The sequence below is a fragment of the Ruegeria sp. R8_1 genome (genome assembly GCF_017743815.1).
GTDB classification, from domain to species: Bacteria; Pseudomonadota; Alphaproteobacteria; order Rhodobacterales; family Rhodobacteraceae; genus Ruegeria; species Ruegeria lacuscaerulensis_A.
Window position 1 is genome coordinate 134727 of record NZ_JAGHRL010000007.1, and the last position, 23877, is coordinate 158603.

The 23877-nt window shown below is 58.0% G+C and carries 26 protein-coding genes; 10 read left to right on the plus strand and 16 right to left on the minus strand.

From position 1 onward, the window contains the following. Nucleotides 1-83: 83 nt before the first annotated feature. Both J7380_RS16415 and J7380_RS16420 read right to left on the minus strand, forming a co-directional pair. Complete coding sequence (locus J7380_RS16415; protein WP_209196814.1) at nt 84-764, minus strand: ribonuclease HII; 681 nt, start codon at nt 762-764, stop codon at nt 84-86. Between the two features lie 47 nt (nt 765-811). Continuing rightward, nucleotides 812-1279, minus strand: coding sequence for a hypothetical protein (locus J7380_RS16420; protein ID WP_170754612.1), 468 nt, complete (start codon nt 1277-1279; stop codon nt 812-814). A 174-nt stretch (nt 1280-1453) separates the two neighbouring features. Between J7380_RS16420 and J7380_RS16425 the strand changes: the two genes are divergently transcribed. From J7380_RS16425 to J7380_RS16435, 3 genes are all read left to right on the plus strand, one after another. Continuing rightward, complete coding sequence (locus J7380_RS16425; protein WP_209196815.1) at nt 1454-1741, plus strand: hypothetical protein; 288 nt, start codon at nt 1454-1456, stop codon at nt 1739-1741. Beyond that, on the plus strand, nt 1713-2414 hold the full coding sequence (locus J7380_RS16430) for a helix-turn-helix domain-containing protein (protein WP_170355415.1): 702 nt from the start codon (nt 1713-1715) through the stop codon (nt 2412-2414). Before J7380_RS16425 ends, J7380_RS16430 begins: the two co-directional genes overlap by 29 nt. A 95-nt stretch (nt 2415-2509) precedes the next feature. Beyond that, a complete protein-coding gene (locus J7380_RS16435) occupies nt 2510-4081 on the plus strand; it encodes a DUF427 domain-containing protein (RefSeq protein WP_209196816.1) in 1572 nt (523 codons plus the stop codon). A 57-nt stretch (nt 4082-4138) separates the two neighbouring features. On the opposite strand, the gene J7380_RS16440 is transcribed toward J7380_RS16435, so the two are convergent. The 6 genes from J7380_RS16440 to J7380_RS16465 all read right to left on the minus strand — a co-directional run bounded on the left by J7380_RS16440 (nt 4139) and on the right by J7380_RS16465 (nt 7825). Further along, nucleotides 4139-4930, minus strand: a complete 792-nt coding sequence (locus tag J7380_RS16440; RefSeq protein WP_209196817.1) for a DUF1217 domain-containing protein — start codon at nt 4928-4930, stop codon at nt 4139-4141. After that, a complete protein-coding gene (gene flbT / locus J7380_RS16445; RefSeq protein WP_170355418.1) occupies nt 4927-5328 on the minus strand; it encodes a flagellar biosynthesis repressor FlbT in 402 nt (133 codons plus the stop codon). Before flbT ends, J7380_RS16440 begins: the two co-directional genes overlap by 4 nt. Next, on the minus strand, nt 5328-5702 hold the full coding sequence (flaF, locus tag J7380_RS16450) for a flagellar biosynthesis regulator FlaF (protein WP_170754618.1): 375 nt from the start codon (nt 5700-5702) through the stop codon (nt 5328-5330). Before flaF ends, flbT begins: the two co-directional genes overlap by 1 nt. A gap of 77 nt (nt 5703-5779) precedes the next feature. Then, nucleotides 5780-6991, minus strand: coding sequence for a flagellin (locus tag J7380_RS16455; protein WP_170355420.1), 1212 nt, complete (start codon nt 6989-6991; stop codon nt 5780-5782). Between the two features lie 209 nt (nt 6992-7200). After that, on the minus strand, nt 7201-7560 hold the full coding sequence (locus J7380_RS16460; protein ID WP_209196818.1) for a flagellar export chaperone FlgN: 360 nt from the start codon (nt 7558-7560) through the stop codon (nt 7201-7203). Then, on the minus strand, nt 7544-7825 hold the full coding sequence (locus J7380_RS16465) for a rod-binding protein (RefSeq protein ID WP_170355422.1): 282 nt from the start codon (nt 7823-7825) through the stop codon (nt 7544-7546). The genes J7380_RS16460 and J7380_RS16465 overlap by 17 nt, the downstream gene beginning before the upstream one ends. A 111-nt stretch (nt 7826-7936) precedes the next feature. Here J7380_RS16465 and J7380_RS16470 point away from each other — a divergent pair, with 111 nt between their 5' ends. The 3 genes from J7380_RS16470 to J7380_RS16480 are packed head-to-tail and all read left to right on the plus strand — an operon-like array spanning nt 7937 to nt 10710. Beyond that, the gene (locus J7380_RS16470; RefSeq protein WP_209196819.1) at nt 7937-9121 is read left to right on the plus strand and encodes a flagellar hook-length control protein FliK; all 1185 of its coding nucleotides are present in this window, start codon (nt 7937-7939) and stop codon (nt 9119-9121) included. Nucleotides 9122-9123: 2 nt separating this feature from the next. Next, on the plus strand, nt 9124-9789 hold the full coding sequence (locus tag J7380_RS16475) for a flagellar hook capping FlgD N-terminal domain-containing protein (RefSeq protein ID WP_209196820.1): 666 nt from the start codon (nt 9124-9126) through the stop codon (nt 9787-9789). A gap of 54 nt (nt 9790-9843) precedes the next feature. Next, complete coding sequence (locus J7380_RS16480; protein ID WP_348539119.1) at nt 9844-10710, plus strand: aminoglycoside phosphotransferase family protein; 867 nt, start codon at nt 9844-9846, stop codon at nt 10708-10710. A 5-nt stretch (nt 10711-10715) separates the two neighbouring features. On the opposite strand, the gene J7380_RS16485 is transcribed toward J7380_RS16480, so the two are convergent. The 5 genes from J7380_RS16485 to J7380_RS16505 all read right to left on the minus strand — a co-directional run bounded on the left by J7380_RS16485 (nt 10716) and on the right by J7380_RS16505 (nt 16000). Beyond that, nucleotides 10716-12017 carry an FAD-binding oxidoreductase gene (locus J7380_RS16485; RefSeq protein WP_209196821.1) on the minus strand — a complete coding sequence of 434 codons (1302 nt, stop codon included), beginning with the start codon at nt 12015-12017 and terminating at the stop codon, nt 10716-10718. Beyond that, complete coding sequence (locus J7380_RS16490; protein WP_209196822.1) at nt 12014-12832, minus strand: ABC transporter permease; 819 nt, start codon at nt 12830-12832, stop codon at nt 12014-12016. Before J7380_RS16490 ends, J7380_RS16485 begins: the two co-directional genes overlap by 4 nt. Next, nucleotides 12829-13719, minus strand: coding sequence for an ABC transporter permease subunit (locus J7380_RS16495; RefSeq protein WP_209196823.1), 891 nt, complete (start codon nt 13717-13719; stop codon nt 12829-12831). The genes J7380_RS16490 and J7380_RS16495 overlap by 4 nt, the downstream gene beginning before the upstream one ends. Further along, a complete protein-coding gene (locus J7380_RS16500; RefSeq protein WP_209196824.1) occupies nt 13719-14846 on the minus strand; it encodes an ABC transporter ATP-binding protein in 1128 nt (375 codons plus the stop codon). The genes J7380_RS16495 and J7380_RS16500 overlap by 1 nt, the downstream gene beginning before the upstream one ends. Nucleotides 14847-14914: 68 nt before the next feature. After that, on the minus strand, nt 14915-16000 hold the full coding sequence (locus J7380_RS16505; RefSeq protein ID WP_209196825.1) for a polyamine ABC transporter substrate-binding protein: 1086 nt from the start codon (nt 15998-16000) through the stop codon (nt 14915-14917). Nucleotides 16001-16173: 173 nt separating this feature from the next. Between J7380_RS16505 and J7380_RS16510 the strand changes: the two genes are divergently transcribed. Together J7380_RS16510 and J7380_RS16515 are read left to right on the plus strand one after the other, a co-directional pair. After that, nucleotides 16174-16824, plus strand: coding sequence for a GntR family transcriptional regulator (locus J7380_RS16510; RefSeq protein WP_348539120.1), 651 nt, complete (start codon nt 16174-16176; stop codon nt 16822-16824). 75 nt (nt 16825-16899) lie between these two features. Further along, nucleotides 16900-18297 carry an aspartate aminotransferase family protein gene (locus J7380_RS16515; RefSeq protein ID WP_209196827.1) on the plus strand — a complete coding sequence of 466 codons (1398 nt, stop codon included), beginning with the start codon at nt 16900-16902 and terminating at the stop codon, nt 18295-18297. A gap of 75 nt (nt 18298-18372) precedes the next feature. On the opposite strand, the gene J7380_RS16520 is transcribed toward J7380_RS16515, so the two are convergent. Together J7380_RS16520 and J7380_RS16525 are read right to left on the minus strand one after the other, a co-directional pair. Then, the gene (locus J7380_RS16520; RefSeq protein ID WP_247742608.1) at nt 18373-19671 is read right to left on the minus strand and encodes a lytic murein transglycosylase; all 1299 of its coding nucleotides are present in this window, start codon (nt 19669-19671) and stop codon (nt 18373-18375) included. 62 nt (nt 19672-19733) lie between these two features. After that, nucleotides 19734-20447 (minus strand): YafY family protein, encoded by a 714-nt coding sequence (locus J7380_RS16525; protein ID WP_209196828.1) that lies wholly within the window; start codon nt 20445-20447, stop codon nt 19734-19736. Between the two features lie 85 nt (nt 20448-20532). Between J7380_RS16525 and J7380_RS16530 the strand changes: the two genes are divergently transcribed. Together J7380_RS16530 and J7380_RS16535 are read left to right on the plus strand one after the other, a co-directional pair. Then, entirely contained in the window at nt 20533-21228 is a 696-nt protein-coding gene (locus tag J7380_RS16530) for a glutathione S-transferase family protein (RefSeq protein ID WP_209196829.1), read from the plus strand. Beyond that, nucleotides 21225-21611, plus strand: a complete 387-nt coding sequence (locus J7380_RS16535; RefSeq protein ID WP_209196830.1) for a DUF1801 domain-containing protein — start codon at nt 21225-21227, stop codon at nt 21609-21611. The genes J7380_RS16530 and J7380_RS16535 overlap by 4 nt, the downstream gene beginning before the upstream one ends. On the opposite strand, the gene rnr is transcribed toward J7380_RS16535, so the two are convergent. Continuing rightward, nucleotides 21602-23860: a ribonuclease R gene (gene rnr, locus J7380_RS16540; protein ID WP_209196831.1), complete on the minus strand. Its 2259-nt coding sequence runs from the start codon at nt 23858-23860 to the stop codon at nt 21602-21604. The two genes, J7380_RS16535 and rnr, sit on opposite strands and share 10 nt — an antisense overlap. Nucleotides 23861-23877 lie beyond the last annotated feature (17 nt).

Consider the following 23877-nt stretch of genomic DNA (forward strand, 5'->3'; position numbering starts at 1 on the left):
GCTTTTGCGCTCATTTGGTTGAGACAAGGATGAGTCAAAGACGAATCGCCGTCAATTTCTTTTTTGAATCAGCGACTTACGATTTACTCTTGATACAATATATTGTGGACCGGTTTGAACGAACGTCTATGGTGTGGGGTCACGCCAAGATTTCGCAACGCTTCGCGATGCATTTTTGTCGGATAGCCTGCATTCGACTCCCACCCGTAGCCGGGATGCTGTTGCGCCAAATCCACCATCACCTGATCGCGCCAGTTTTTCGCAAGGATCGATGCCGCTGCAATTGAGACCGACCGCCCATCCCCCTTGACCACCGCCTGCGCCGGGATCGTCAAACCGCGCGGAATCATGTTGCCGTCGATCAGCACATAATCCGGGGGCGGGTCCAAGGCGGCCACTGCGCGCTCCATCGCGATATGCGAGGCGCGCAAGATGTTGTGTGTATCAATCTCGGCAACTGTGGCCTGGGCCACCGCGAACTCGGCCCGTTCACGTATTGAAGTGTCCAACGCAGCGCGGCGCTTGTCGGTCAGCTTCTTGGAATCGTTCAGCCCCTGCGGAATGTCCCCGGGGTTCAGAATCACTGCAGCCGCAACCACGGGCCCTGCCAAGGGGCCCCTGCCCACCTCATCCACGCCCGCGATCCGCACATACCCATGGGCTTTGGCTGATTGTTCGATGTCATAATTCGGAGTTGTCATCCTTTCTGGCAAACCGTGTTTCGCCACCGTCCGCAACAAAAAAGAGAGGGCAGCTTGCGCCACCCTCTCCTGCACGGCGCTTCTGTGGCGCCGCTCCTGCTCGAAAACGGTTACTGGTAAACCACGCGGTATCCGTGATGGCGCAGGCAGGCGGGCTCGTAGGCGCGCTTGACCTTTTTGCCATTCCAGAAACCGACTTTGCACTCTTGCGGCAGGCTATTGGTGTATTTGTAATGCTTTTTCAGACAACGCGGCCCCAAAAGCGCATGGTGGGGCGAGTAACGCTCGTACGTCCGCAGGCAGTGTTTCGGCAGATCATACTTGGCCACGTGGTGGGGCAGCGGGCGAACCGGATGATGGGGGTGAACCGGCTTAGGTGTCTGAACGTGCGAACGGTGACGACGGTCACGGTCTTTGTCTTTTTCTTTGTTGTAGTAGTGCACGCCAGCGCCAATGATCGCGATGGCGGCCAGGCCACCCAGAATGTCTTTGGCATCTGCGGCCCGCGCCTGCGACACTGACACCCCTGTTATGGTGATGGCGGTTGCTACGATCAGGGCGATGAATTTCCGATGCATGGTGCTTGTCCTTTTAGTGCTGGGGCGATCCGTGAACGATCGCGAATTCCTTGCACCGACAATGAGGACGCCCCCCTCAGACAAGCAATAACGGGCAAATGTTATCGAATATCAGGACACCAAAACCCCTTGGGTTATTGAATATCAGGCCAAGCCATGCGCAGGATGCGGCCTATGAAACAGATCCTATCTTTCTTGGCTGTTCTGGCCCTGATATCGGTCGCAAGCTCTGTGGCTGCGGCGGATTGTTATGCCGATTACAAGGCAAAACAGGACAACCCCCTGCGCCTGCACTACGGGGTGATGCAAGTGTCGGCCTGCGACAAGGGCAAGGCGACTCAAGAAGTGTCGCAACGGCTGCGCGGGTCGGGCTGGACCTTGCTGAACGTGATGTCGGTGTTTGGGCCGGAAGGGCTGGATAAAAGGAAGGCAAATGCCGGACAATTCTATCTCCGTTACTGAGGCCCGACGATCCGGAGTACGTCTGGTCGGTGCAGGAATTGCCGCAATCGTTTTGATTCTGGTGACGGCTGCCATCTTCCTGTTCTGGACTCTGCCCGACGCAAACGCCTTTAACGCCCGCGTCGAACGATTGTTTGTCGAAAGCGATCTGACCGCGCAGACCGAAATTCGGCTGCTCGAAATTCTGGCCCAGTCGGGCACGGCGTTTGCGGATACGCTCTCAAGCTATCGGATGGTGATTTTCGTGTTGTTGGTGTTCGCCAGCGCGATGCTGGTCACCGCGCTTGTGTTTCTGGTCATGTTGGTTTTGCTAAACCGGCGCATGGCCCAGATCGAACGTACGGGTATACAAGTTACGTCCCTGTTGATCAGCCGCGAAGAAAACACTGTTTACCTCAATAACATGGATTTCAAACTGACCCCTGCCGCGATGGAGACTTTGTCTGTTCTGGCTGAATCCCGGCTGGATGACGAGATGCTGTCTGGCGCTCAGATTGAGGCTGTGATTTCAGGCAAGGATGCTGCCGATTGCGACGAGGCCGCGGGCGCGACACGGATCAAACGGTTGCGGGATGCGTTGGGCAATCAGATGGTCAGCGAGTTGCTGGTCAAGAACATCGCCAAAAAAGGGTACATGCTGTCCATCGAGAAAGACGTCATTCAGATGGTTTGATTGCGCGGTTCACGCTCTCGAAAAATGCACCGCGCCCCTTGGAATGACTGCGCAAAAGCCCCATCCTTTAGGAACCTGTGCCAAGGAGGTTACCTATGAACGTCCACGCAGCACCAAAGTCCAGTGGCTATGGAATCACTGTCGAACGATTGAATGGCTTGGTCTCGGTATACCGGGGTGACATCCTGCTGGCGCAAAGCGCAGACGCCAAGGTGATGTACGAAACACGGTTGCCGCCGATGATCTATATCCCGCGCCAGGATGTTCTAATCGACCTGAGCGCTGAAACCGATCTGCAAACCTTCTGCCCGTTCAAAGGCACCGCCACCTATCAGGACGTGTTGCTGCCGGGCGAAACCTTGGCAAACTCAGTCTGGGCTTACGAAGATGCCCTGCCTGAAAGCAAGATCATTCAGGGCCATATAGGGTTTGCATCAACCGCTTATGATCGGATGGATTTGGGCGATAACCGGCTCAAGACGCCGGATGACGGCAATATCAGCGGCCCGCTGATCGACTGGTTGATGCGGGGGGCCTCGGACATCAAAACGTCCGAGGAGTTTACCAAGGCGCTGGCAGAAAAGATGCTGGAACACGGGATCGCAATTCAGCGGCTGAGTATTCTTGTCTGGTCGCTGCACCCTTTGATCGCAGGCAAACACTACATCTGGGAAAAGGACAAAGACGAGATTTCGACCAATGTGCCGACCTACGAAATCCATGATCATCCCGCTTACATCAACAGCCCCCTGCGCCATGTTTCCAATGGGTTGGGCGGTGTACGACAACGCCTGAATGATGAGAACCCGCACAATAGCTTTCCCATTATTGAGGATCTGCGCGCCAAAGGTGCGACCGATTACGTCGCCATGCCGCTGCCGTTTTCTGACGGGCGCACCAATGTCATAACGCTGACCTGCGATCATCCGCATGGCTTCACCACCGAGAATCTGGGGCTGGTTTTCGAATGCTCCTCGGTCATCGCGCGGTTCTACGAAGTGTTTATGCAGCGGGAAAACGCGCAGGTCCTTCTGGAAACCTACGTGGGCAAACGCTCGGGCGCGCGAGTGCTGGGCGGTGAAATCCGGCGGGGTGACGGGGACGAGATTGATGCGGCGATCATGTTCTGTGATCTGCGCAACTCGACCAGCCTTGAAGAACGGTTGGGGCGGGAAACCTATATCAGTCTTCTGAATGATTTCTTTGAAACCGTCTCAAACATCGTCCATGAGAACGCAGGTGAAGTCCTGAAGTTCATCGGAGACGCGGTTCTGGCTGTCTTCCCCGCCGGGGAAGATGCCCAGTCGGCACGTGACAATGCGCAGAAAACGGCTGTGCAAATAGTCGAAAAGCTGGGCGAGTTGCGTCAATCGGGATCAGAAGTTCATTGCGATTGTTCGATCGGCGTGGCCTTTGGGCGCGTGACTTACGGCAATGTCGGGTCGCGTGAACGGCTGGATTTTACAGTGGTCGGCCAAGCCGCCAATGTAGCTGCACGCCTTGGGGAGTATGGCAAAACAGTCAATCACCGGATCGTGGTTTCGGCCGATATCGTCCCCGCATGTGCCAACGCTATCCCACTGGGTGATGTTAAGCTTCACAATGTGTCGAAACCGGTCGAGTCCTATGCGCTGCGAACGGCTGCTGACGCCGTGCTGAACGGCTGAAACCACAGTTCCTGTTTGAACGGATTTCGATTGACCCTGCTGGCGTAAAGCCAATGGCTAACCACCCAGCAGGATCAGGGCTGTTTGCGCCGGCGAGATCGTCCTTTGCAGCTGGGAAATCTGACTTCGTGCCAAGTACCTGTCCGTCAATTGGTCGATTGCAGATTCGTCAGTGAACTGGCTCAGATCTTCTGATCCTGTTGCACGAGACAGCCGGTCTTTGAACACCTCTAACTGTCGATCCAGGTCGAGTTGCGCAAAACTGGATGGCAAACCAAGCGCTGTTTCCATCATGCTGCGCAACGGAGGTAAACCCATCAGATCAAACCATTTCGTATCCGCGCTTGTGTCTTCAGCCGCGAGATCTGCCAAAGCATGGCGCGCATAGAGCGAAATACGCATCGTATCGTCGCGTTCTCCAACGGCGACTTCGAACCGCGAGACAACATTGTCGCGCGCGATGTCTTCCATGAACGTGACCAGGCCAGTGCGTCGAATTTCACCTGGGCCCAAACCGAAAGCTTCGGAAAACTCTCGGTACCGGCCATCTGCCAGCCGATTGGACAAGGCGTCATCCGCGCTGGTGCCGTCCGACAATATCTTCTGGATGAAGTAGCGATTGTTGATGTCACCCTCCAGCCCAAACGCACCCAATGCCACCTGAAGCAACCGTCGGTCTGAAACCAGATCCTCGGCGGTTTGCACTTTGCCAATGTTGTCCAAGAAGTATTGCGACTCACGCTCATTGACGGCAGACGATGCAAAGCTCTCGATCTGCGCGTCATAAGTGCGCTGCAGAAAACGCCAGCCAACAATGCCACCAGTGGGAATGACCGGCTGGAATGTCATTGCTGATAGGCCATCAACCGTTCCTCACGCGGCAACAGCGCACGCAGGGATTTGAGACATTTGTAATACTGCTCGGTCAGTAGCGCTTCGGTCGCTTCAGCCAGAACCTTGCGACTATCTGCGTCGGTGAACACCTGGCTCAATTCCTCGACCCGGCGCAACAGCTGTTGGCGGGCGTCTCCCGGCTCCATATCGCCAGACAGAACAAGCTGGGCGGCATAGCAAACACGGCGGACAGGTGTATTGACCTCATCCGGGTGAATTGCATCGCGCAGACGCAACACATTCGCCTGTGGGGTCATGATCGAAAATCGGCTTCGACGATCGCCATTTTCAACGACTACCCCATTGATTAACACTCTCTCTTTCGGGGCGAGTTTTAGAACAAGTCCTCCCATCAGGCAGTCCCCCTCTGACGGAGACCACGCAGTACGGCCATATTTATCTCGAGCAACGGCTCAACACTTGCCTTGTTTCCAAGCACCTGACTGCTGTGTTGTTCGGTAAACTCGGCCAGATAGAAAATCCGGGCGCGCAGCTCATTTGGTAGCGCGTTGTCGGAATCTGTGACGCCACTGGCCAATACCGTCCACAGTCGGCGGTTTTCGTGTAACGCGTGAACGAATGCCCCAAAATCCGATTTCTGGCGCGCAGCCGCTGCCTTAAGGCGATGTGTGATCTTTGAAATCGCCTCATACTCGGTGTCTCGCGGTGTGCGGGTCGGGGCGGCGGTTTGTGCATACGCACGCTGTGCAAGAGTTTGCGGAGTCACTTGAAATCCTTCCAATAGGCCGTCTGCGGGCGATCAGGGACGGGGCGCGAAACCACGCCCCGTCCAGGTTCCTGAAGTTAACGGAACAGCGACAGGATCGACTGTGGTGCCTGATTGGCGATCGACAGCGACTGGGTGGCCAGCTGCTGTTGCACCTGCAGGGCTTGCAAACGGGCCGAGGTCTCTTCCATGTCGGCGTCAACCAGCGAGCCGATACCGGACTTGAACGAGTCCGCTAGGTTCGAGATGAACTCTTTCTGGGTTTCGATCCGGCCTTGCGACGAACCGAAGGCCGCCGAGGCATCAATAGCCGTGTCGATCAATGTCTCAATCGTACCCAGAGCGGCGGTGGCACCGGCACCGGTGGACACATCAATCGAAGACAACGCACCCAGACCACCAGAACCAGCATTGGCGAACTGACCACTGACAGTCAGGTCATTGCCACCGGCATTGGTGAAATCGAGTGTACCTGGTGTGCCGCTGTCATAATCCACGGTCAAACCGGCGATACCCAACTCGTCAACTTTGCCTTTCAAAGCAATGGCAACGATGTCAGCCGTTGTTGTCGCTGCAGCATCGTCAGCGGTCACAGTATAGGACACGGTCTTGTCGCCAACAGTAAGGCTAACGCTGTCTCCGGCCGCAAAGGCGGTGGCGTTTTCGGCAATTTCAATCTGTTCGTTACCGCCACCATTATCCAGCGCGATCGCGACAGTGTCACCGTTGGCCGAGGCACCCGCTGAGCTGCCCGAGAAAATGTCATTGGCCGTATAACCCCCAACCGACAGATCCTGCCCCGTCACGGTAATGGAAGAAGCCGTAACAGCGCCTGTCGCGTCACGATCCAGCGAAGCCAGAATAGAAGCTGAACCCGCCGACCCGTTAACCAGGTTAAGCCCGTTGAACTGGGCCGCTCCGACAACAGCGGTGATCTGATCGCGCAGCGCGGTCACGTCGTCGTTGATCTTGCCGCGATCCACGTTGTCTTCCTGCGCCGCGACGATCTTGCCTTTCATCTGGTTCAGCAGATCAGTCACGGTTTCCGATGCGTTCCGCGCCACCGCGACAGTGGACTCACCCAAGGCGAGGCTGTCTTTGATCGCGTTGAACCCTTTCACGTCGGATTCCATGACTTTCGAGATTGCCCACACAGCCGAGTTGTCCTTGGCCGTGGCAACATCTTTACCGGTCGAGATCGCGTTCTGGGTCATTGCCAGGTTCTTGTTGACCGATTTCAGGGTCTGCAGCGCAACCATTGCGCCATTGTTGGTCAGAATGCTGGACATAGCTTCTTCCTTTTTTCGTATGGGCCCTTTGCGCCCGTGCTAACCCCGCACCACATGCGGGCTTTAACGTCTTTCTGATCATTGCGATCCGCCGTCGGGCTGTTCGCGCCACCTGCTGTTTCAGATGCCCGACCACCTTTGCCGCCGATCCCCTAACGGAGTGCTAAAACCCAAACGCGGAAAAATTCGGATTTGAATCAAACCGACATCTATGCCCGTTTTTCCAGTTTCGGGTGACTGCGCACCGCGAAGCCATTGCGTTGCCCATCAGCCCCGTAAGTGCTGAATTCCTGACGCACCCGGCGCAGTTCGGCCATGCGCGCGGCCACAGCGCGAATCCCATCCGCCGCGCTGTTCAGCAGTGCCTGGTTCCGCTCGACCTTTTTTTGCACGCGAATCAAATCCTCGCTTTCGAACACATCCAGTTCGTTGATCGCCCCGATTAGTTTTTCCTTTGCAGGGACCATATGATTAAGGCGATCCAGATCGCCTTCGATCAGAGCAGAGCGCTCCAGGTCCAAAACCTCTTCAAGAGACTGCACCAGATCAGGTTCAGATTTTGTCGGCATTGGTTTTCTCCATCATGGACCGCAAAAGAATTTCTGAAAGGCCAACGCCACCGGATTCGGCCAGCTGGCGTGCTTGGTGCTGAACAAGAAAAGATGAGAACTGGTCTTCGCCCGCACCGCCACCAAAGGCTTTGCGCGCTTCACCCAACCCTGCCGACTTGAGCATTTCCGAAAGAAACGCTGCCTCAATCTCGACCGCGGCAGAGCGCAGCCTGTCGGATGTGGTGGGTGTTTGATGCGTGGGTAAGGTCGCAGAGATCTGCATTGTTTTCTCCGAAATTTACGTCGAACTTTCTTGATCAAAGGCGAAAGCGGTTAAAATAAACGTAACTTCCTGCAGGCAGATTTCGGGTCACACAACCGGAGTCGGAGCAAAATGCCCAACCCTCTTACAGCGGCGATGTCAGCGCCGACCACCCATGCAAAAGGCAACCAGAACGCGCAGGAACAGCCTGAACAGAAAGAGGCGGGTTCGTTTCAATCCGTTCTGGACGAGCAGACAGAAACGACCACCGATGATGCCGAAACGCCGGATGTTCCGATGCCAGACGCTGAGGCGGTACAACATGAGCTGCCCATCAGCGACGAACCTACAGATGCCGAGCCTTTGCCAACTGACCGGCCAACCTCGTTGGACAATGGCAATCCTGAGGTCCAACAAGATCGCACCATTCTAGTATTCGGGACTGCACTGGCGCCGGAAAAACCGGTGGTCAGGGGCGAGGCGGCGGCTGCCATCATCGTCAAGCCGGATACACCAATCCAACAGTCCGGCCGTGTCGACTCTGATCTACCGCATGTTTCACCGACCAAGACTCCCGCGCCCGTAGCGCCTGACGTTAATCGGGCGGTGAATTCGACATCACTGGCCCAAGCAACTCAAACGTCCAAACCGCCGACACCGGTTTTGTCGGAACATGCAGCCGATCCGAATCTGGTCGAGCCAGTTCAGGACGCTCCGGCCGCGCAGCCGCGCACGCCAATCAATACAGCAACCAGTCTTGTTCAGATGCAGATCATGGCGACAGAAAAAAACCCTGTTGTCCCCGACGTTTCTGCCACAACCGAATTAGGCGAAATCCCGTCTTTCAAAGATGTATCACCCACATCCTCAACCCGCGACACTATGGCAGCCACGCAAGCCTTGACCGCATCTGCCCGCGCTGAGACGGCCCGCGCCGTCGCAGGTCAAATGGCTGCGGCAATCCACGCGCGACCGCAATCAGGTATGATCGAAATCGCTCTTAACCCCGAAGAACTGGGGCGTGTTTCGATCGTCATGAATGGCCGCGACGATGGGCTGCATCTGACGATCGCCACCGAACGCCCCGAAACACTGGACATGATGCGGCGGCACATCTCGTTGCTGGAGGCCGAGTTCAAGTCCCTTGGACTGGGGGATTTGTCTTTCGATCTCGGGACTTCGTCTGACACAGGATCGGACGAACAGAACGATGCGCATACTGCGGCATCAGAACCCGAACACGCGACCCAAGCGCAACCAGACCCTTCGGCCCGACCAATAATTGGCACTCTCGGGCGCATCGACATGAGGCTTTGACAATGATCACTCCTATTCAATCTGCAACTCAACCCGGTAACACGGCACAAACCACCGCACCTTCGGTTTCATCCGGGCTGGCCTCGGATTTTGAAACCTTCTTGCTGATGCTGACGGCTCAAGCAAAGAATCAGGACCCTCTCGAGCCGCTGGACTCGACGGAATACGCCTCGCAACTGGCGCAGTTTTCGATGGTCGAGCAACAGGTCCAGACCAACGACCTTCTGACTGGTCTGGCCTTGTCGATGGGCAACGTGGATATGGGCGAGCTTGCCAGCTGGGTCGGGATGGAAGTCCGGTCACCGGCCGCGTTCCGCTTTGATGGCCAGCCCGTTACTTTGCTTGCGCAGGCCAGCGCTGCGGCGGACAGCGCCGTCATGGTCATCCGCGACAAGGACGGGGCAGTGATCGACCGCATCCCCGTTCCGACCGATCAGGCAGAGTTCGAATGGGCAGGCACAGACGGTACCGGCACGCCCCTGCCAACAGGCTCTTATTCGGCCACTTTGGAAAGCTATGACGGCGAAGAGCTTGTGTCACAGCAGTTGGCCACGGTCTACAACCGGGTGGTGGAAGCACAAGTCGGAGAGGGTGCTGTCCTTCTGACCTTGGAAAGCGGGCAGGTTGTGCCGGTTGGAGACGTGACTGCAGTCAGAGCGGGCGCTTGATCTAAGAGGCGAGACAGGCCAAAGGTTTGCAACCCTCGACTCGCTTTTCAAACGGTGATCCCGCTGCCTGACCAGACGCCTCCTCCACAAGACCTTGTCAACCGGCTGCTGGACGCCGGGCTTATCGGAGCGGGTGCCCAGTTTCGCACCTTGTATGGCGGGCGCACCAATCAGGTGTGGAAAGTGCTCGGCGGAGATGGTGACAAGGTCCTAAAGCTCTACCGGACCAATCGGTGCAATCCCCTGTTTCGCAATGATCCCGAACTTGAGGCGCGGTGTCTGCGCGCATTGGAACAGACCGGCTTTGTGCCGCGTTTGCGCACGACCGGAACTCACCAAGAGGGGAATTGGGTATTTTACGACCACGCACCGGGATCACCCTGGTTGACCGGGCCAGAGGCTGTCGGTGTGTTATTGCGCGATTTGCACGACCTTAAAATCCCGGTTCAGGCCCCAGCCGGGTGCAACGGAAGCGCCGATTTGGAGGCTCACACGCTAAACATTCTGAACGGGTGCGAGTCCACGATGAAGGCCCGCGTCAACCAAATGCGCCCGACGACATCGGTTCCGCCGTCTCACCAAACCTGCTTGATCCATGGAGATCCGGTGGCCGGCAATATTCTGGTCGACGGTTCGGCATTGACGTTGATCGACTGGCAATGCCCCGCACAGGGCGACCCCTGCGAAGACCTTGCCATGTTCCTGTCGCCTGCCATGCAACAGGTCTATCGCGGCGCGCCACTGACCCCCGATGAGGAAAACGCTTTTTTGGCGGCCTATAATCACCCGGCCACAACGTCGCGCTATCTTGCGTTGCGTCCCTGGTATGCCTGGCGCATGGCGGCCTATTGCCTGTGGCGTATCGAGCGCGGGGCCGAAGACTATGCGAAGGGCCTGGAACTGGAACTCGCGTCACTCTGACCGGGTCACATGTCCGCAAGCCCCATCATCCAATAGGCGGGCGGCATCAGTGCCCTCCGCCAGGGCCCCAGCGGAAACCGGGCAGGAGTGCGCGTCATCGGAGTGGGAAGCTGCGGACCTTGACCAAGGGCCAACTGGGCAAGTGCGCGCCCGCAATAAGTCCCCATCGCGACGCCGTTGCCGTGGAACGCAAACCCTGCAAACATGCCAGGCTGGCCCGGAACCGGCCCCACATAGGGCGTTAACCCCCGTGTCAAACACACCATTCCCGACCAGATATGGGTGATATCCACTGCGCTCCATTCCGGGAACATCTGTGTGAAGTCACGTTGAACCTTATGGCGAATCGCGGCCTCAGCTCGGGGTGAGGACCGCAGACCGCCGCGCATTCCAAACAGGAACCGCCGGTCGGGCATCAGCCGGAAATAATGCAACAGGTGCCGCGTGTCATAAGACATCTGATCCGTGGTCCAGCCTTGCGCCGCCAACTCGAGTTTGGTCAAGGGACGAGTCACCAGTACCGTGGACTGGGCGGGCATGTAGCGCCCGGACATCCAGTCCGGCACATCCTCGCTGGAATATCCATTGGTGCAAATCAAGACATTTGATGCACGAACTTTCCCTATAGGTGTTGTGACCTTAAAACCCTGAGCGATCTTTTGCAGTGTCTGGACGGCGCTTTTCTGAAACAGTTTTGCACCATTTCGCTGCGCCGCTTCGGCCAGTCCGAACAAGTACTTCCGGGGGTTCAGGCCAAAGCCCACAGGGTTCGTATACCCGCCATGAAACGCGCCACCAAAACCGAGACCGGGCAAGTCCTTGGCTTCGTGCAAAACTCCGGTCGAATCTGCACCTTTCCTAAGGGCTGACATGGCGTGCGCATTGTGCGCCAGCTGGGTTTCTCCCTTCGAATGGACGTCCGCATCAATCCGATGGTCCCTTAGGAGACCGGCCACGAGATGAACGGCATCCGCTTCGGCTTGTCCGTATTCCCGCGCAGCAGAAGCTCCGTACCTGCGGGACATTGCCTTCGGGCTGAGTTTTGAACTACCCAGACAGCAAAAACCACCGTTTCGCCCGGACGCGCCCCAGCCGGGCGTCTCGGCCTCAAGCACAGCGACAGACGTACCCGCTTGCGCCAAATGTAGCGCGGCAGAAAGGCCCGTGAACCCGCCACCCACGACCGCGACATCAACCGTCAGGTCTCCTTTCATTTCCGGCCAATTCAGGCTGGGAATGGTTTCATCCCACCAGCATCCTGCGCGGGGTCCGGGGCCATAAGTGTAGTCCGGGAACAGCCGTTTCATTCGGCACGCGCCGCGGCCATTTCATCCTGCTTTTGGCGCATCATCGCCCGTTTTGTCACCAATGACGCGGTGATGACCCCAACCGTCACAACTGCAATCATCAACGTGGACAGCGCATTGATCTCGGGGCTGACACCCAGCCTGACCGCCGAGAAAATCTTGATCGGCAAGGTCGTCGCCGACGGTCCCGAGGTAAAGGACGCAATCACCAGATCGTCCAGCGACAGGGTAAAGGCCAGCAACCAACCGGAAATCACGGCAGGCGCAATGATCGGCAGTGTCACTAGGCGAAATGCTTGCGCGGGCGAACAACCAAGGTCCAGAGCAGCCTCTTCCAGCGACTGATCGAACGTGACCAAGCGCGACGAGACGACGACCGAGACGAAACACATCGAAAAGGTCGTATGTGCCAGCACGATGGTCAGGATACCGCGATCCAGACCGATACCGATGAACAGCAACAGCAGTGACAGGCCGGTTATCACCTCGGGCATGACCAGCGGCGCATAGATCATGCCGGAAAACAGCGTGCGGCCAAAGAAGCGCCCACCGCGCACCAGCACATAAGCCGCGGCTGTGCCCAGAATGGTCGCCAGCGTTGATGAGAAAACGGCCACCCGAATCGTGACCCAGGCCGCGTCCAGAAACGCCTCATTCTGCAGCAGCTCTCCGTACCATTTGGTCGAGAACCCGGCCCAGACCGTCACCAGTTTGCCCGCGTTGAAGCTGTAGATGATCAGGATCACCATCGGGATGTAGAGAAACGCAAAGCCCAGCGTCAGCGAGACTGCGTTGAACCAACTAAGCCTGTTCATCGCTCGGCCTCCGCCTGTTTTTGCTGGTTGCGCTGGAACAGCACGATGGGGATCACAAGGATCAGCAGCAGCACCACGGCGACGGCGCTGGCCACGGGCCAGTCGCGGTTCGAGAAGAACTCCTCCCACAGCACTTTACCAATCATCAGCGTGCCTGACCCGCCCAGAAGCGAGGGGATCACGAACTCGCCAATCACCGGGATCATCACAAGGAAACAGCCTGCTATGATACCGGGGCGCGACAGCGGGACTGTCACAAGCCAAAAGGCTTGAACCCGCGAACAACCAAGGTCTTCGGCGGCCTCAATCAGGGATTCGTCCATCCGTTCCAGCGCCGAATAGATCGGCAGGATCATGAAGGGCAGATAGGTGTAGACGATGCCGATATAGACCGCTGTGTTGGTGTTCAGAATGGTCAGCGGGGTCGAGATCAACCCCGTCCACAGCAGCAGTTGGTTCAGATAGCCTTCGTTCGAAAGGATGCCCATCCACGCATAAACGCGGATCAGGAACGAGGTCCAGAAAGGCAGGATCACCAGCATCATCAGCGTCGGCCGCCATTCAACCGGCGCGCGCGCCATGCCATAAGCGATAGGATAGCCAACCAGCAGCGTGAAAAACGTGGAAATCACCGCGATCTTGACGCTGGACAGGTAGGCTTTCCAATACAGGTCATCCTCGGTCAGCCAGACGAAGTTTTCGAAATCCAATTGGCTGAAGAACTCTTTGATTCCCGACCAGCCCTGCGAAAAGTCCAGCGTCGGCGTGTAAGGCGGGATCGCCAGTTCGATATCCGACAACGAGATTTTCAGGACGATAAAAAACGGCACCAGAAACAGTGCCAACAGCCAGATATAGGGGACGGCGATAAGAAGCGCGCGGCGCATCAGTCGGCCAGCAGAACCGCAGCCGTTGCTGTCCAGGACAGCCAGACCGGGTCTTCCCAGGTATAGGACCGGCGCGAGATACGGCGGGTATTGGCCGTCTGCGCCTTGATGATCGTGCCGTTGGGCAATTCGACGTGATAGGTGGACAGGTTGCCCAGATAGGCGATGTCATGGACCTTGCCTTGCACCGCATTGATCGCGTCCGCAGGGCGGTCGGCCGAGATAGTTACCTTCTCGGGGCGGATCGCCAGATGACAGGCCTGCCCCTGCGCGAACCCATTGGCCGAGGTCGCGGTCAACGGAGCCTGCCCCTCCGCCCAATCGATCTGATATGTGTCTTCGCCATTGGCGGTGGCGCGACCTTCGATGATATTCACGTCGCCTATAAAGTCGGCGACATAGACCGAGTTGGGGTTCTCATAAATCCGGTCCGGCGTGGCGACCTGCATCAGTTTACCCTGATCCATCACGGCGACACGGCTGGCCACGGTCATGGCCTCTTCCTGATCATGGGTTACGATGACAAAGGTGGTGCCGGTCTTTTCCTGAATATCCATCAGCTCGAACTGCGTGTCCTGCCGCAGCTTCTTGTCCAGCGCACCCAGCGGTTCATCCAGCAGCAATAGTTTCGGCGCTTTCGCCAAAGACCGCGCCAACGCGACCCGCTGCCGCTGCCCGCCCGAGATCTGATGCGGTTTACGACGCGCGAATTGAGTCAGACGCGTCAGGCGCAACATTTCTTCGACCCTGTCCTCGAGGTCGCGTTTGGGCATGTTGTCCCGGCGCAGGCCAAAGGCGATGTTTTCCCAGATGCTTAGGTGCGGGAACAACGCATAGGACTGGAACATCATGTTCACCGCCCGCTTGTTCGGCGGGATCGGGTCAATATCCTGACCGCCCAGCATGATGTGGCCTTCGGTGGGCGTCTCGAACCCCGCCAGCATCCGCATCATCGTGGTTTTGCCGCAGCCCGATGGCCCCAGCAGAGCGAAAAATTCTTTCTCGAAAATATCCAAAGACAGGTTGTCGATTGCCGTAAAGTCTCCAAACCGCTTGGTGACATTCTGGAATTGGATCAAGGGTTTCGCCTGTGGGTCTTCCCACGGCGCAAAGACGTCAGAGTTCAAATCGGCCCTCGTGCATCAATCTGGAAAATGGGGCAAGGCGACACATGCCGCCCTGCCGGGGAACCGGATCAGGTGCCCGATTTGATTTTGGTCCACATCCGCGTCACAACGCGCTGCGTTTTTTGCGGGTACGGCCCTTTGATATAGGTATTGTCCATCGCCTCGGCCGACGGATAGATCGCAGGATCAGTGATCACATCTTCCTCGAGAAACTCCTGTGAGGCTTTGTTGCCATTGGCGTAATAGACATAGTTCGAGGCCGCCGCCATATTCTGGGCATCCAGCATGAAATTGATGAACTGATGCGCGCCTGCGGGGTTCGGCGCATCCACTGGCACGGCCATCTGGTCGAACCACATCTGCGAGCCTTCCTTGAACGCGTTATACGCAATCTCGACCCCGTTATCAGCCTCGGCTGCGCGGTCGCGGGCCTGCAAGACGTCGCCCGAGAAACCGACGGCCACACAGATATCACCGTTAGCCAGCGCGTTGATATATTCCGAGCTGTGGAACTTGGTGACATAGGGGCGAACGGCAGCAAAGACCTCTTCGGCCTTGGCGATATCGTCCTTTTCGTGGCTATTCGGGTCCAACCCGGCATAGACCAGAGCGGCGGGAACCATCTCATCCGGAGCGTCCAAGAAATAGACACCGCATTCGGCAAGTTTCGCCATGTTGTCGGGGTTAAAGATCAGTTCCATCGAATCCAGCGGTGCGTCTTCGCCCAGCACTTCCTTTACCTTGCCGACATTCACGCCCAACCCGGTGGTGCCCCACATGTAGTTGACCGAATGCTTGTTGCCGGGGTCGAACTGCGCGACCCGCTCGGCGATGACATCCCAGGCATTGCCGATATTGGACAGCTGCGCCGGGTCCAGTGGCTGAAACGCGCCCGCCTGAATCTGACGGCTCATGAAACTGCCGGTCGGCACCACGACGTCATAGCCTGACCCACCTGCCAGCATCTTGGTTTCCAAAACCTCGTTGCTGTCGAACACGTCGTAGATCAGCGTCAGACCGGTTTCTTCCTCGAATTTCTGCAAAAGGTCTTCGTCGATGTAATCCGACCAGTTGTAAACACGCACTTCTTCAGCGAAGGCCGCCGAAGTCCCCAATGCGATGACCGCTGTCAGTGTCAGCGTTTTGATTGACATTTTTTTCTCCCTGCAAGTGTGCGGGTATTTTCCCGTTTTTTTGGATTTGATCAAGTTTTGCGTTTTTCCCCGATCCGTCGTATGGTTTCACGAGGTCAGGCACCTGGCAAGTCAACACAATCGCAAACAGGGCAAACCAATTGGATTTGATCAAAAATAAGGCACCGAGGCCAGTGGCCGATGATCAGAAACGACCTGCCCACGAGCAGGTCTATCAGACGCTGCGCGCCCAGATCATGTATGGCGATCTGGTCCCCGGGCAGCCTGTCACCATTCAAGGGCTGACTGATTCGCTGGACGTTGGCATGACCCCTGTTCGCGAAGCGATTCGCAGGCTGATCTCTGACGGAGCACTTATGTTTCAGGGCAATCGCCGGGTCAGCGTACCTTTGCTGAAACATAGCGATGTTCAACAGATGATTTTCGCTAGAATTTCAATAGAAACAGAGCTTTCCAGACGCGCGACAACTAACATGAGCGCCGTCGAAATAGATCATCTGGCTCAGATCGATAAACAGTTGGACCGTACTATCGCCGACGGCGACGTCGGCGGATATCTGCGGCTCAACCACCTGTTTCATGAAACGCTCTATTCCTACGCAGACGCTCCGATTCTCAACGATTTGGCGGAACGGTTATGGCTGCGGTTCGGCCCCTCACTGCGTGTCGTTTGCGGTCGTTTCGGAACTCAAAGCCTGCCCGACCGCCACAAAGATATCATAACGGCGCTCCGCCGTAAGGACCCCGACAGGGTCGCGAAAGCCACCGCGCAGGACATCGAACAGGGAATGGAGCTGATGGCAGGTGCCTTGTCATCCGCCTAGATAAATGCGATTCGATTGACAGAAAAAAATTTGATCATATTGTGACCGCTAATCGCTCTTGCAGGAGATTCCCCGATGTCGACCATCACAAATCACATGCCGACTGCCGAATTGCAGGCACTGGATGCCGCCCACCACATGCACCCGTTCTCGGCCAATGGCGCGCTCGGGAAAGAGGGTGCCCGCGTCATCACCCGCGCCAAGGGCGTCTATCTGACCGATAGCGAAGGCGAGGAAATTCTGGATGCCATGGCCGGTCTTTGGTGTGTCAATGTCGGCTATGGCCGCGACGAGCTGGCCGAGGCAGCTGCGCGACAAATGCGCGAACTACCCTACTACAATACCTTCTTCAAAACCACGCATGTCCCCGCCATCGCGCTGGCTAAAAAGCTGGCCGAACTGGCGCCGGGCGATCTGAACCATGTGTTCTTCGCTGCCGGCGGGTCCGAAGCAAATGACACCAATATCCGTCTGGTTCGCACTTATTGGGCCGAAAAAGGCCAACCCGACAAGAATATCATCATCAGCCGCCACAATGCCTATCACGGTTCGTCCGTTGGCTCGGCCTCGCTGGGGGGTATGGCAGGGATGCACGCGCAGGGTGGTATTCCGATCCCGAACATTCACCACATCAACCAGCCGAACTGGTGGGCCGAAGGCGGCGACATGACGCCCGAAGAGTTCGGTTTGGCCCGCGCGCAGGAACTGGAAGAGGCAATTCTTGAATTGGGCGAAAACCGCGTCGCGGCCTTCATCGCCGAGCCGGTTCAGGGCGCAGGTGGCGTGATCGTCGCCCCCGACACCTATTGGCCCGAAATCCAGCGTATCTGCGACAAATACGATATCTTGCTGATCGCGGATGAGGTCATCTGCGGCTTTGGCCGCACTGGCAACTGGTTCGGGTCGCAAACCGTGGGCATCCGCCCCCATATCATGACTATCGCCAAGGGCCTCAGCTCGGGCTACGCGCCCATCGGAGGTTCCATCGTCAATGATGAGATCGCCGAGGTGATTGGCGGCACCGAATTCAACCACGGCTACACCTATTCCGGCCACCCGGTCGCTGCCGCCGTGGCACTGGAAAATCTACGTATCCTCGAAGAAGAAAAGGTCGTGGACCACGTCCGCGACGTCGCCGCCCCCTACCTGAAAGAAAAATGGGAGGCGCTGGTCGCTCACCCGCTGGTGGGCGAAGCGAAAATCGTCGGTATGATGGCCTCGATTGCGCTGACGCCCGACAAAGCAAGCCGCGCAAAGTTCGCCTCAGCCCCCGGCACCGTCGGCTATGTCTGCCGCGACCGTTGCTTTGGCAACAACCTGATCATGCGCCATGTGGGGGACCGGATGATCATCTCACCTCCGCTGATCCTGACCCCATCGGATATCGACGAGATGTTCGTGCGCATCCACAAATCGCTGGACGAAGCCCAGGCCGACATCATCGAACAAGGGCTGATGAAAGCCGCAAGCTGATCCGCCCAGCTTCATCTGGCCAAATATATCTCGGGGGAATCGCGGCTTGCCGCGATGGGGGCAGAGCCCCCTCCCCTACCTCAACCGTTCTAGCAACCGCAGGGTTGGATAACCATCCGGTACCAAACCCTGCGCCAACTGATAGGCCCGCACCGCGTTGACAGTATTCGGGCCTGTGCGCCCGTCGATTCCTTGGGTATCGAACCCAGCCTGGGTCAAAAGGCTCTGCAGCTCTTTCTTTTCGGTAAAGCTCAGTATCCGATCATCGCGGGGCCAAGATGCCTGAAATGGCGCGCCGCCAACCAGCCGATCCGACAAATGGCCAATCCCGATCACATAGGCGTCGGCACCGTTGTATTTCTCGATCACGTTGAAATTGTCGAATATCATCAAGGCCACGCCTTGCCCGCCTGCCGGTAATAGAATGGCCGCCTTCCCATGATCCGGAATGGCCTGTCCATCACGTCCAACAACACCAAGCGCGGCCCATTCGGATGGCATCAACCTGTGATCCCGCTTGGCCGAGGCAAAATCGAAACCGTCTGGCAACCGCACTTCGATCCCCCAGGGTTGACCCTTTTTCCACCCATGTCGGGCCAGGTAGGACGCCGCCGAAGCCAAAGCGTCTGTCGGGTCGTCGGACCAGATATCTCGCCGTCCGTCGCCATCAAAATCCACCGCGTGTTCCAAATACGAGGTCGGCATAAACTGCGTATGACCCATTGCGCCCGCCCAACTGCCTGTCATCGCGCCGGGTGCGACATCGCCAGCCTGAATGATCTGCAAGGCGGCCACCAGTTGCGCCTCGAAGAAAGACGCCCGTCGTGCGTCGAACGCCAGCGTTGCCAGCGACCGGATCGTCTGATCTCCGCCCCGAAACGAACCATACGACGTCTCAAGCCCCCAGATGGCCGTTACAACTTCTTTCTCGACGCCATATTGCGCTTCGATCCGGGTCAAGATCGCGTCATGGCGCTCCAACCCGGCGCGCCCATTCGCAATTCGCCGGTCTGATACGGCAGAGTCCAGATACTCCCAGATTGGCTTCGAAAACTCGGCTTGATTGCGATCGCGCTTGATAACATCCCAATCGTAAGTCAGCCCCGCCAATGATCGGTCCAACGTCGTCGCAGATATTCCTTGCTGCAACGCGCGTTCGCGGAACGCTCCCACCCACGCCTGAAAGCGCGCATTCCCTTCGGTTGACACGCGGATCTCCTTAAACTCTGGCCGAACAACCGGCCGTATCGACACGGTGACATCGGCCGATGCGAGCTCGTGAATCTGTGGGCCATTGGCCGAGTTGATAGGATCCGCCTGCACTATGGATGCCCATAATGCAGCGGTCATGACGCCGCTTACGCATTTATGCATTCCGATTTTCCTGATTACTGCTCAACACCAAGGTAGCGCATAATGGCGAAATCACAAAGAGCTCAGGTTTCGCCCTCGCGGAGTTTTGCTGCCCGCTCGGCCCGCAACCGATCCAACGCTTGCCGAAGCAGAGGCACCCTGTTGGGCCGGAAAAAGTCTTCTGTCAGGGCCATATCGCGCATACGGTCCAGCCGGAATATCCTGAAATCCTGCCGTAAATGGCACCAACTGATCAAAACGCTTGCCCGGTCCATATATACGATACTCAGCGGATTCACCCGACGACGGGTGGCATCCCCCTTGGCATCGGTATAGGCGAACTCGACTGTGCGTTCATCCCATGTGGCCTGTCTCAGATCGCGCACATCTATGGTTGGCCGGGCCGGGCGATCAAACCGTGTGGCCGTCAGGACGGCGTGTGACAGGCGATGCGACTGGCGGTGTGGCAAGCGTCCCTGCAGCTTGCGCAGAACCGCCCCGGCCGCATCTGCAAGACCTGGATCGCCAATGGATTGCACCTCACGCAGGCCCAAAACCAGTGCCTCTAGCTCGTCATCGGTGAAGCCCAAAGGCGGCAGTGTCGCATCTTCGATCAGGGTGAACCCAAACCCTGCTTCCCCGTCGATGACAGCCCCCAGTCCGCGCAAAGCGTCGATGTCACGATGAACTGTGCGGGCTGAGACGCCCAGATCCTGCGCCAGTTGAACCGAAGTCTTGGGCGACGGACCAGAGCGCAAGGCTTGCATCAATTGGAACAGGCGGGCGGTGCGAGACATATCGCAATCTAGACTAAGACTAATGACAGAAACTGTCATTACGACATCTTACCCAAATGGCATCTTAACGACTCCGGAGCCAACGATGCTGACACTTCTGACCTTCCCTGCCGCTTTCGGCCAATTCAGCGCAAGCCCTTTTTGCGTCAAAACGGCGTATATGTTGCAACTATCCGGCCAAAGCTGGCAGCGGTCCGATATGCTGAACCCATCGAAGATGCCCCACCAGAAATTGCCTGTTTTGCGCACGTCCCAAAGGCTGGTGGCCGACAGCGACCTGATCCGGGACTGGCTGGAAACACAAGGGGCCAATTTCGATGCAGGCCTTAGTGACATTCAAAAGGCCCAGTCCCGCGCCCTGATCCGCATGGCCGAAGAACATATCTATGACCACGTCGTTCTGGATCGCTGGGGCAATGACAAGGTCTGGCCGATCCTGCGCGATATGTTCTTCACCGAGGTTCCTGCACTGATCCGTCGCCCCGTGACCCACACAATCCGCAAATCGGTGATGAAGCGGATGGACGGGGCCGGTGTCTCTCGGTTCTCGGATACTGAACGCACGGATCGCCTGGAACGGGACCTCGAAGCGATATCCGCTTTTCTGTGGCAGTCGCCCTTCCTGTTTGGTGAAAGCCCAACCGCCGCAGATATGAGCGTCGGGCCTGTACTGGCCGCGATGCGCGCGACACCAAAAGAAACTCAGCTGACGCGACGCATCAAAACCGATACCTTGCTTAACAGTTATTTGGACCGGTTAGAGCAGGCGATCCCCCTATGACGCCCTTTCAAGACCCCGCTGTTCAGTCCGTTTTCGACGGGTACAATCCAGACACCCAAAAGGGTGTGCTGGCCCTGCGTGAATTGATCTTTGAAACGGCCCTAACTCTTCCCAGCGCCCAACCTCTGCAAGAAGCCTTGCGCTGGGGGCAACCCGCCTACTTGGCACCCAAAGGGTCCACAATCAGGGTAGGGGGCCACAAGACCGCCAGTTTCGCCCTGTTCGTCCATTGCCAAAGCCGTCTGATCAGTGATTTCACTTCGGCCTTCCCGGACGAGGATCGGCTGGAAGGCAACCGGGCAGTTCTTTTCGACGACCCCCGCCAGATTGACGCGAACCGCCACGGATGGCTGATTGCGCGGGCGCTGACCTATCACCTCTGACGGCGTTTGCGTTCGACTTTGCGTTTGATCTTGTCTTTCTTGCGCTTGTTGCTGACCGCCTTTCGCCGTGCGCCGCGTTTCACTGGGCCGCGGCCGCGCGGTAGGGCTTGATCGTCGATGGACAGCAGCTCCAGCTCCAGCCCGCCCGTAACCGGCGTCGCGGCAGTCAGACGCACGCTGACGCGTTGACCGATGGCGATGATCAACCCGGTGTCTGATCCCATCAGCGTCCCGGCTTCGCGGTCGAAGTGGAAGAACTCACGCCCCAGGGATCGCACGGGCACCAACCCATCAGCGCCGGTTTCGTCCATCTTCACAAAGGCCCCGAACCGCGCGATGCCGCTGATGCGGCCGGTGAACTCATTGCCCACCCGCTCACTCAGATAGGCCGCCAGATAGCGATCGGTCGTGTCGCGTTCGGCCATCATCGAACGCCGCTCGGTGTCCGAGATATGGGTGGCGGTTTCGTCCAGTCGCGCGATTTCATCCTCGGTCAGCCCATCCTTGCCCCAACCATGGGCCGAGATCAGCGCCCGATGCACGATCAGGTCCGCATAGCGGCGAATGGGCGAGGTGAAATGTGCATAATTCCGCAGCGCCAGACCGAAGTGGCCGAAATTCTCTGGGTTGTAGTAGGCCTGCGCCATCGACCGCAGGGTGGTCAGGTTGATCAGCTCCGCATCCTCGGTTCCAGCAGCGGCGTTCAGCAGCGCGTTCAGGTGGCGTGTTTGCAGCACCTGCCCTTTCGCAAGGTTCAAACCTGCAGCCTGAGCAGTTTCCCGCAGGCTTTCCAACTTCTCGGGCGCGGGTTCTTCATGGACACGGAACAGCAGCGGGCGCCGTTTGGCGATCAGCGTTTCAGCGGCGGCGACATTGGCGAGGATCATGAACTCTTCGATCAGCTTATGCGCGTCCAGCCGGTCGCGGAACGCCACGCTGGTCACCTCACCCGTGTCGCTGAGCACGATCTTGCGTTCGGGCAGGTCCAGCTCCAATGGCTGTCGCACCGCACGCGCGGACTTCAACGCGGCATAGGCAGCGTAGAGAGGTTTCAGCACTGTCTCCAACAGGGGCCCAGTGCGGTCGTTGGGGGTACCATCGATGGCCTCCTGCACCTCAGCATAGTGCAGCGACGCGGCCGAGCGCATCAGCCCGCGCACGAAACGGTGGCCGATCTTGTTGCCCTCGGCGTCGATCTGCATCCGCACCGCGATACAGGCGCGCGGAACGCCTTCGTGCAGCGAACACAGATCGCCCGACAGACGGTCAGGCAGCATTGGAACCACGCGGTCTGGGAAATAGCTGGAATTGCCGCGCTTGCGCGCCTCGCGGTCCAGCGCGGTGCCGGGCTGCACATAGGCGGCCACATCTGCGATGGCGACCCAGATTACATGGCCACCGGGGTTCTTGGGGTCGTCATCAGCGTGCGCATAGCACGCGTCGTCATGATCCCGCGCGTCCGAGGGGTCGATGGTCAGCAGCGGCATATCCCGCAGGTCATCGCGGCCCTTCAGACCGACGGGTTTGGCCTTATCGGCCTCGGCGATCACCTTGTCCGGGAAGTCGTCAGGGATACCATGCTGGTGGATCGCGATCAGAGAGACCGCCTTGGGCGCGGTTGGATCGCCCAATCGTTCAACGATGCGGGCGCGGGGCAGGCCCATGCGGTTCTTGGGCCCGGCCTGCTCGGCCTCGACCAGTTCACCGTCTTTGGCGCCCAGCAGCGCACCTTCGGGCACCTGCCATTCGGTTGAACCCGCCTTGTCGATGGGGACGATCCGCCCGCCCTCGGCCCCTTTGCGGAAGATGCCGACGATCTTGCGCGGGTTGGTGCCGATCCGGCGGATCAGGCGGGCTTCGTAGTTGTGGTCTTCCTCATGCACCACGGTCAGGCGGGCCAGAATCCGGTCGCCTTCACCCAGAGCCGGGTCACTGGCGCGGGTAATCAGCAAGACGATGGGCTCGACCCCCTCGCCATGCCACTCCAGCGGGCGGGCGAACAGGTCGCCATCCACGTTCGGAGCCTTCACCTGCAGCACGCTGACCGGCGGCAGACGATCCGGGTCGCCATAATTGCGCTTGCGCTTTTCCAGATGGCCCTCGGCCTCAAGCTCGCGCAGGATGCGTTTCAGGTCGATCCGCGCCGCGCCCTTGATCCCAAAGGCTTTGGCGATATCGCGTTTCGAGGTCAGGGTGGGGTTCGCCGAGATCCAGTCAAGGACCTCCTGCTTGGTGGGGATACGACTCATATATTTGGCGTAACACG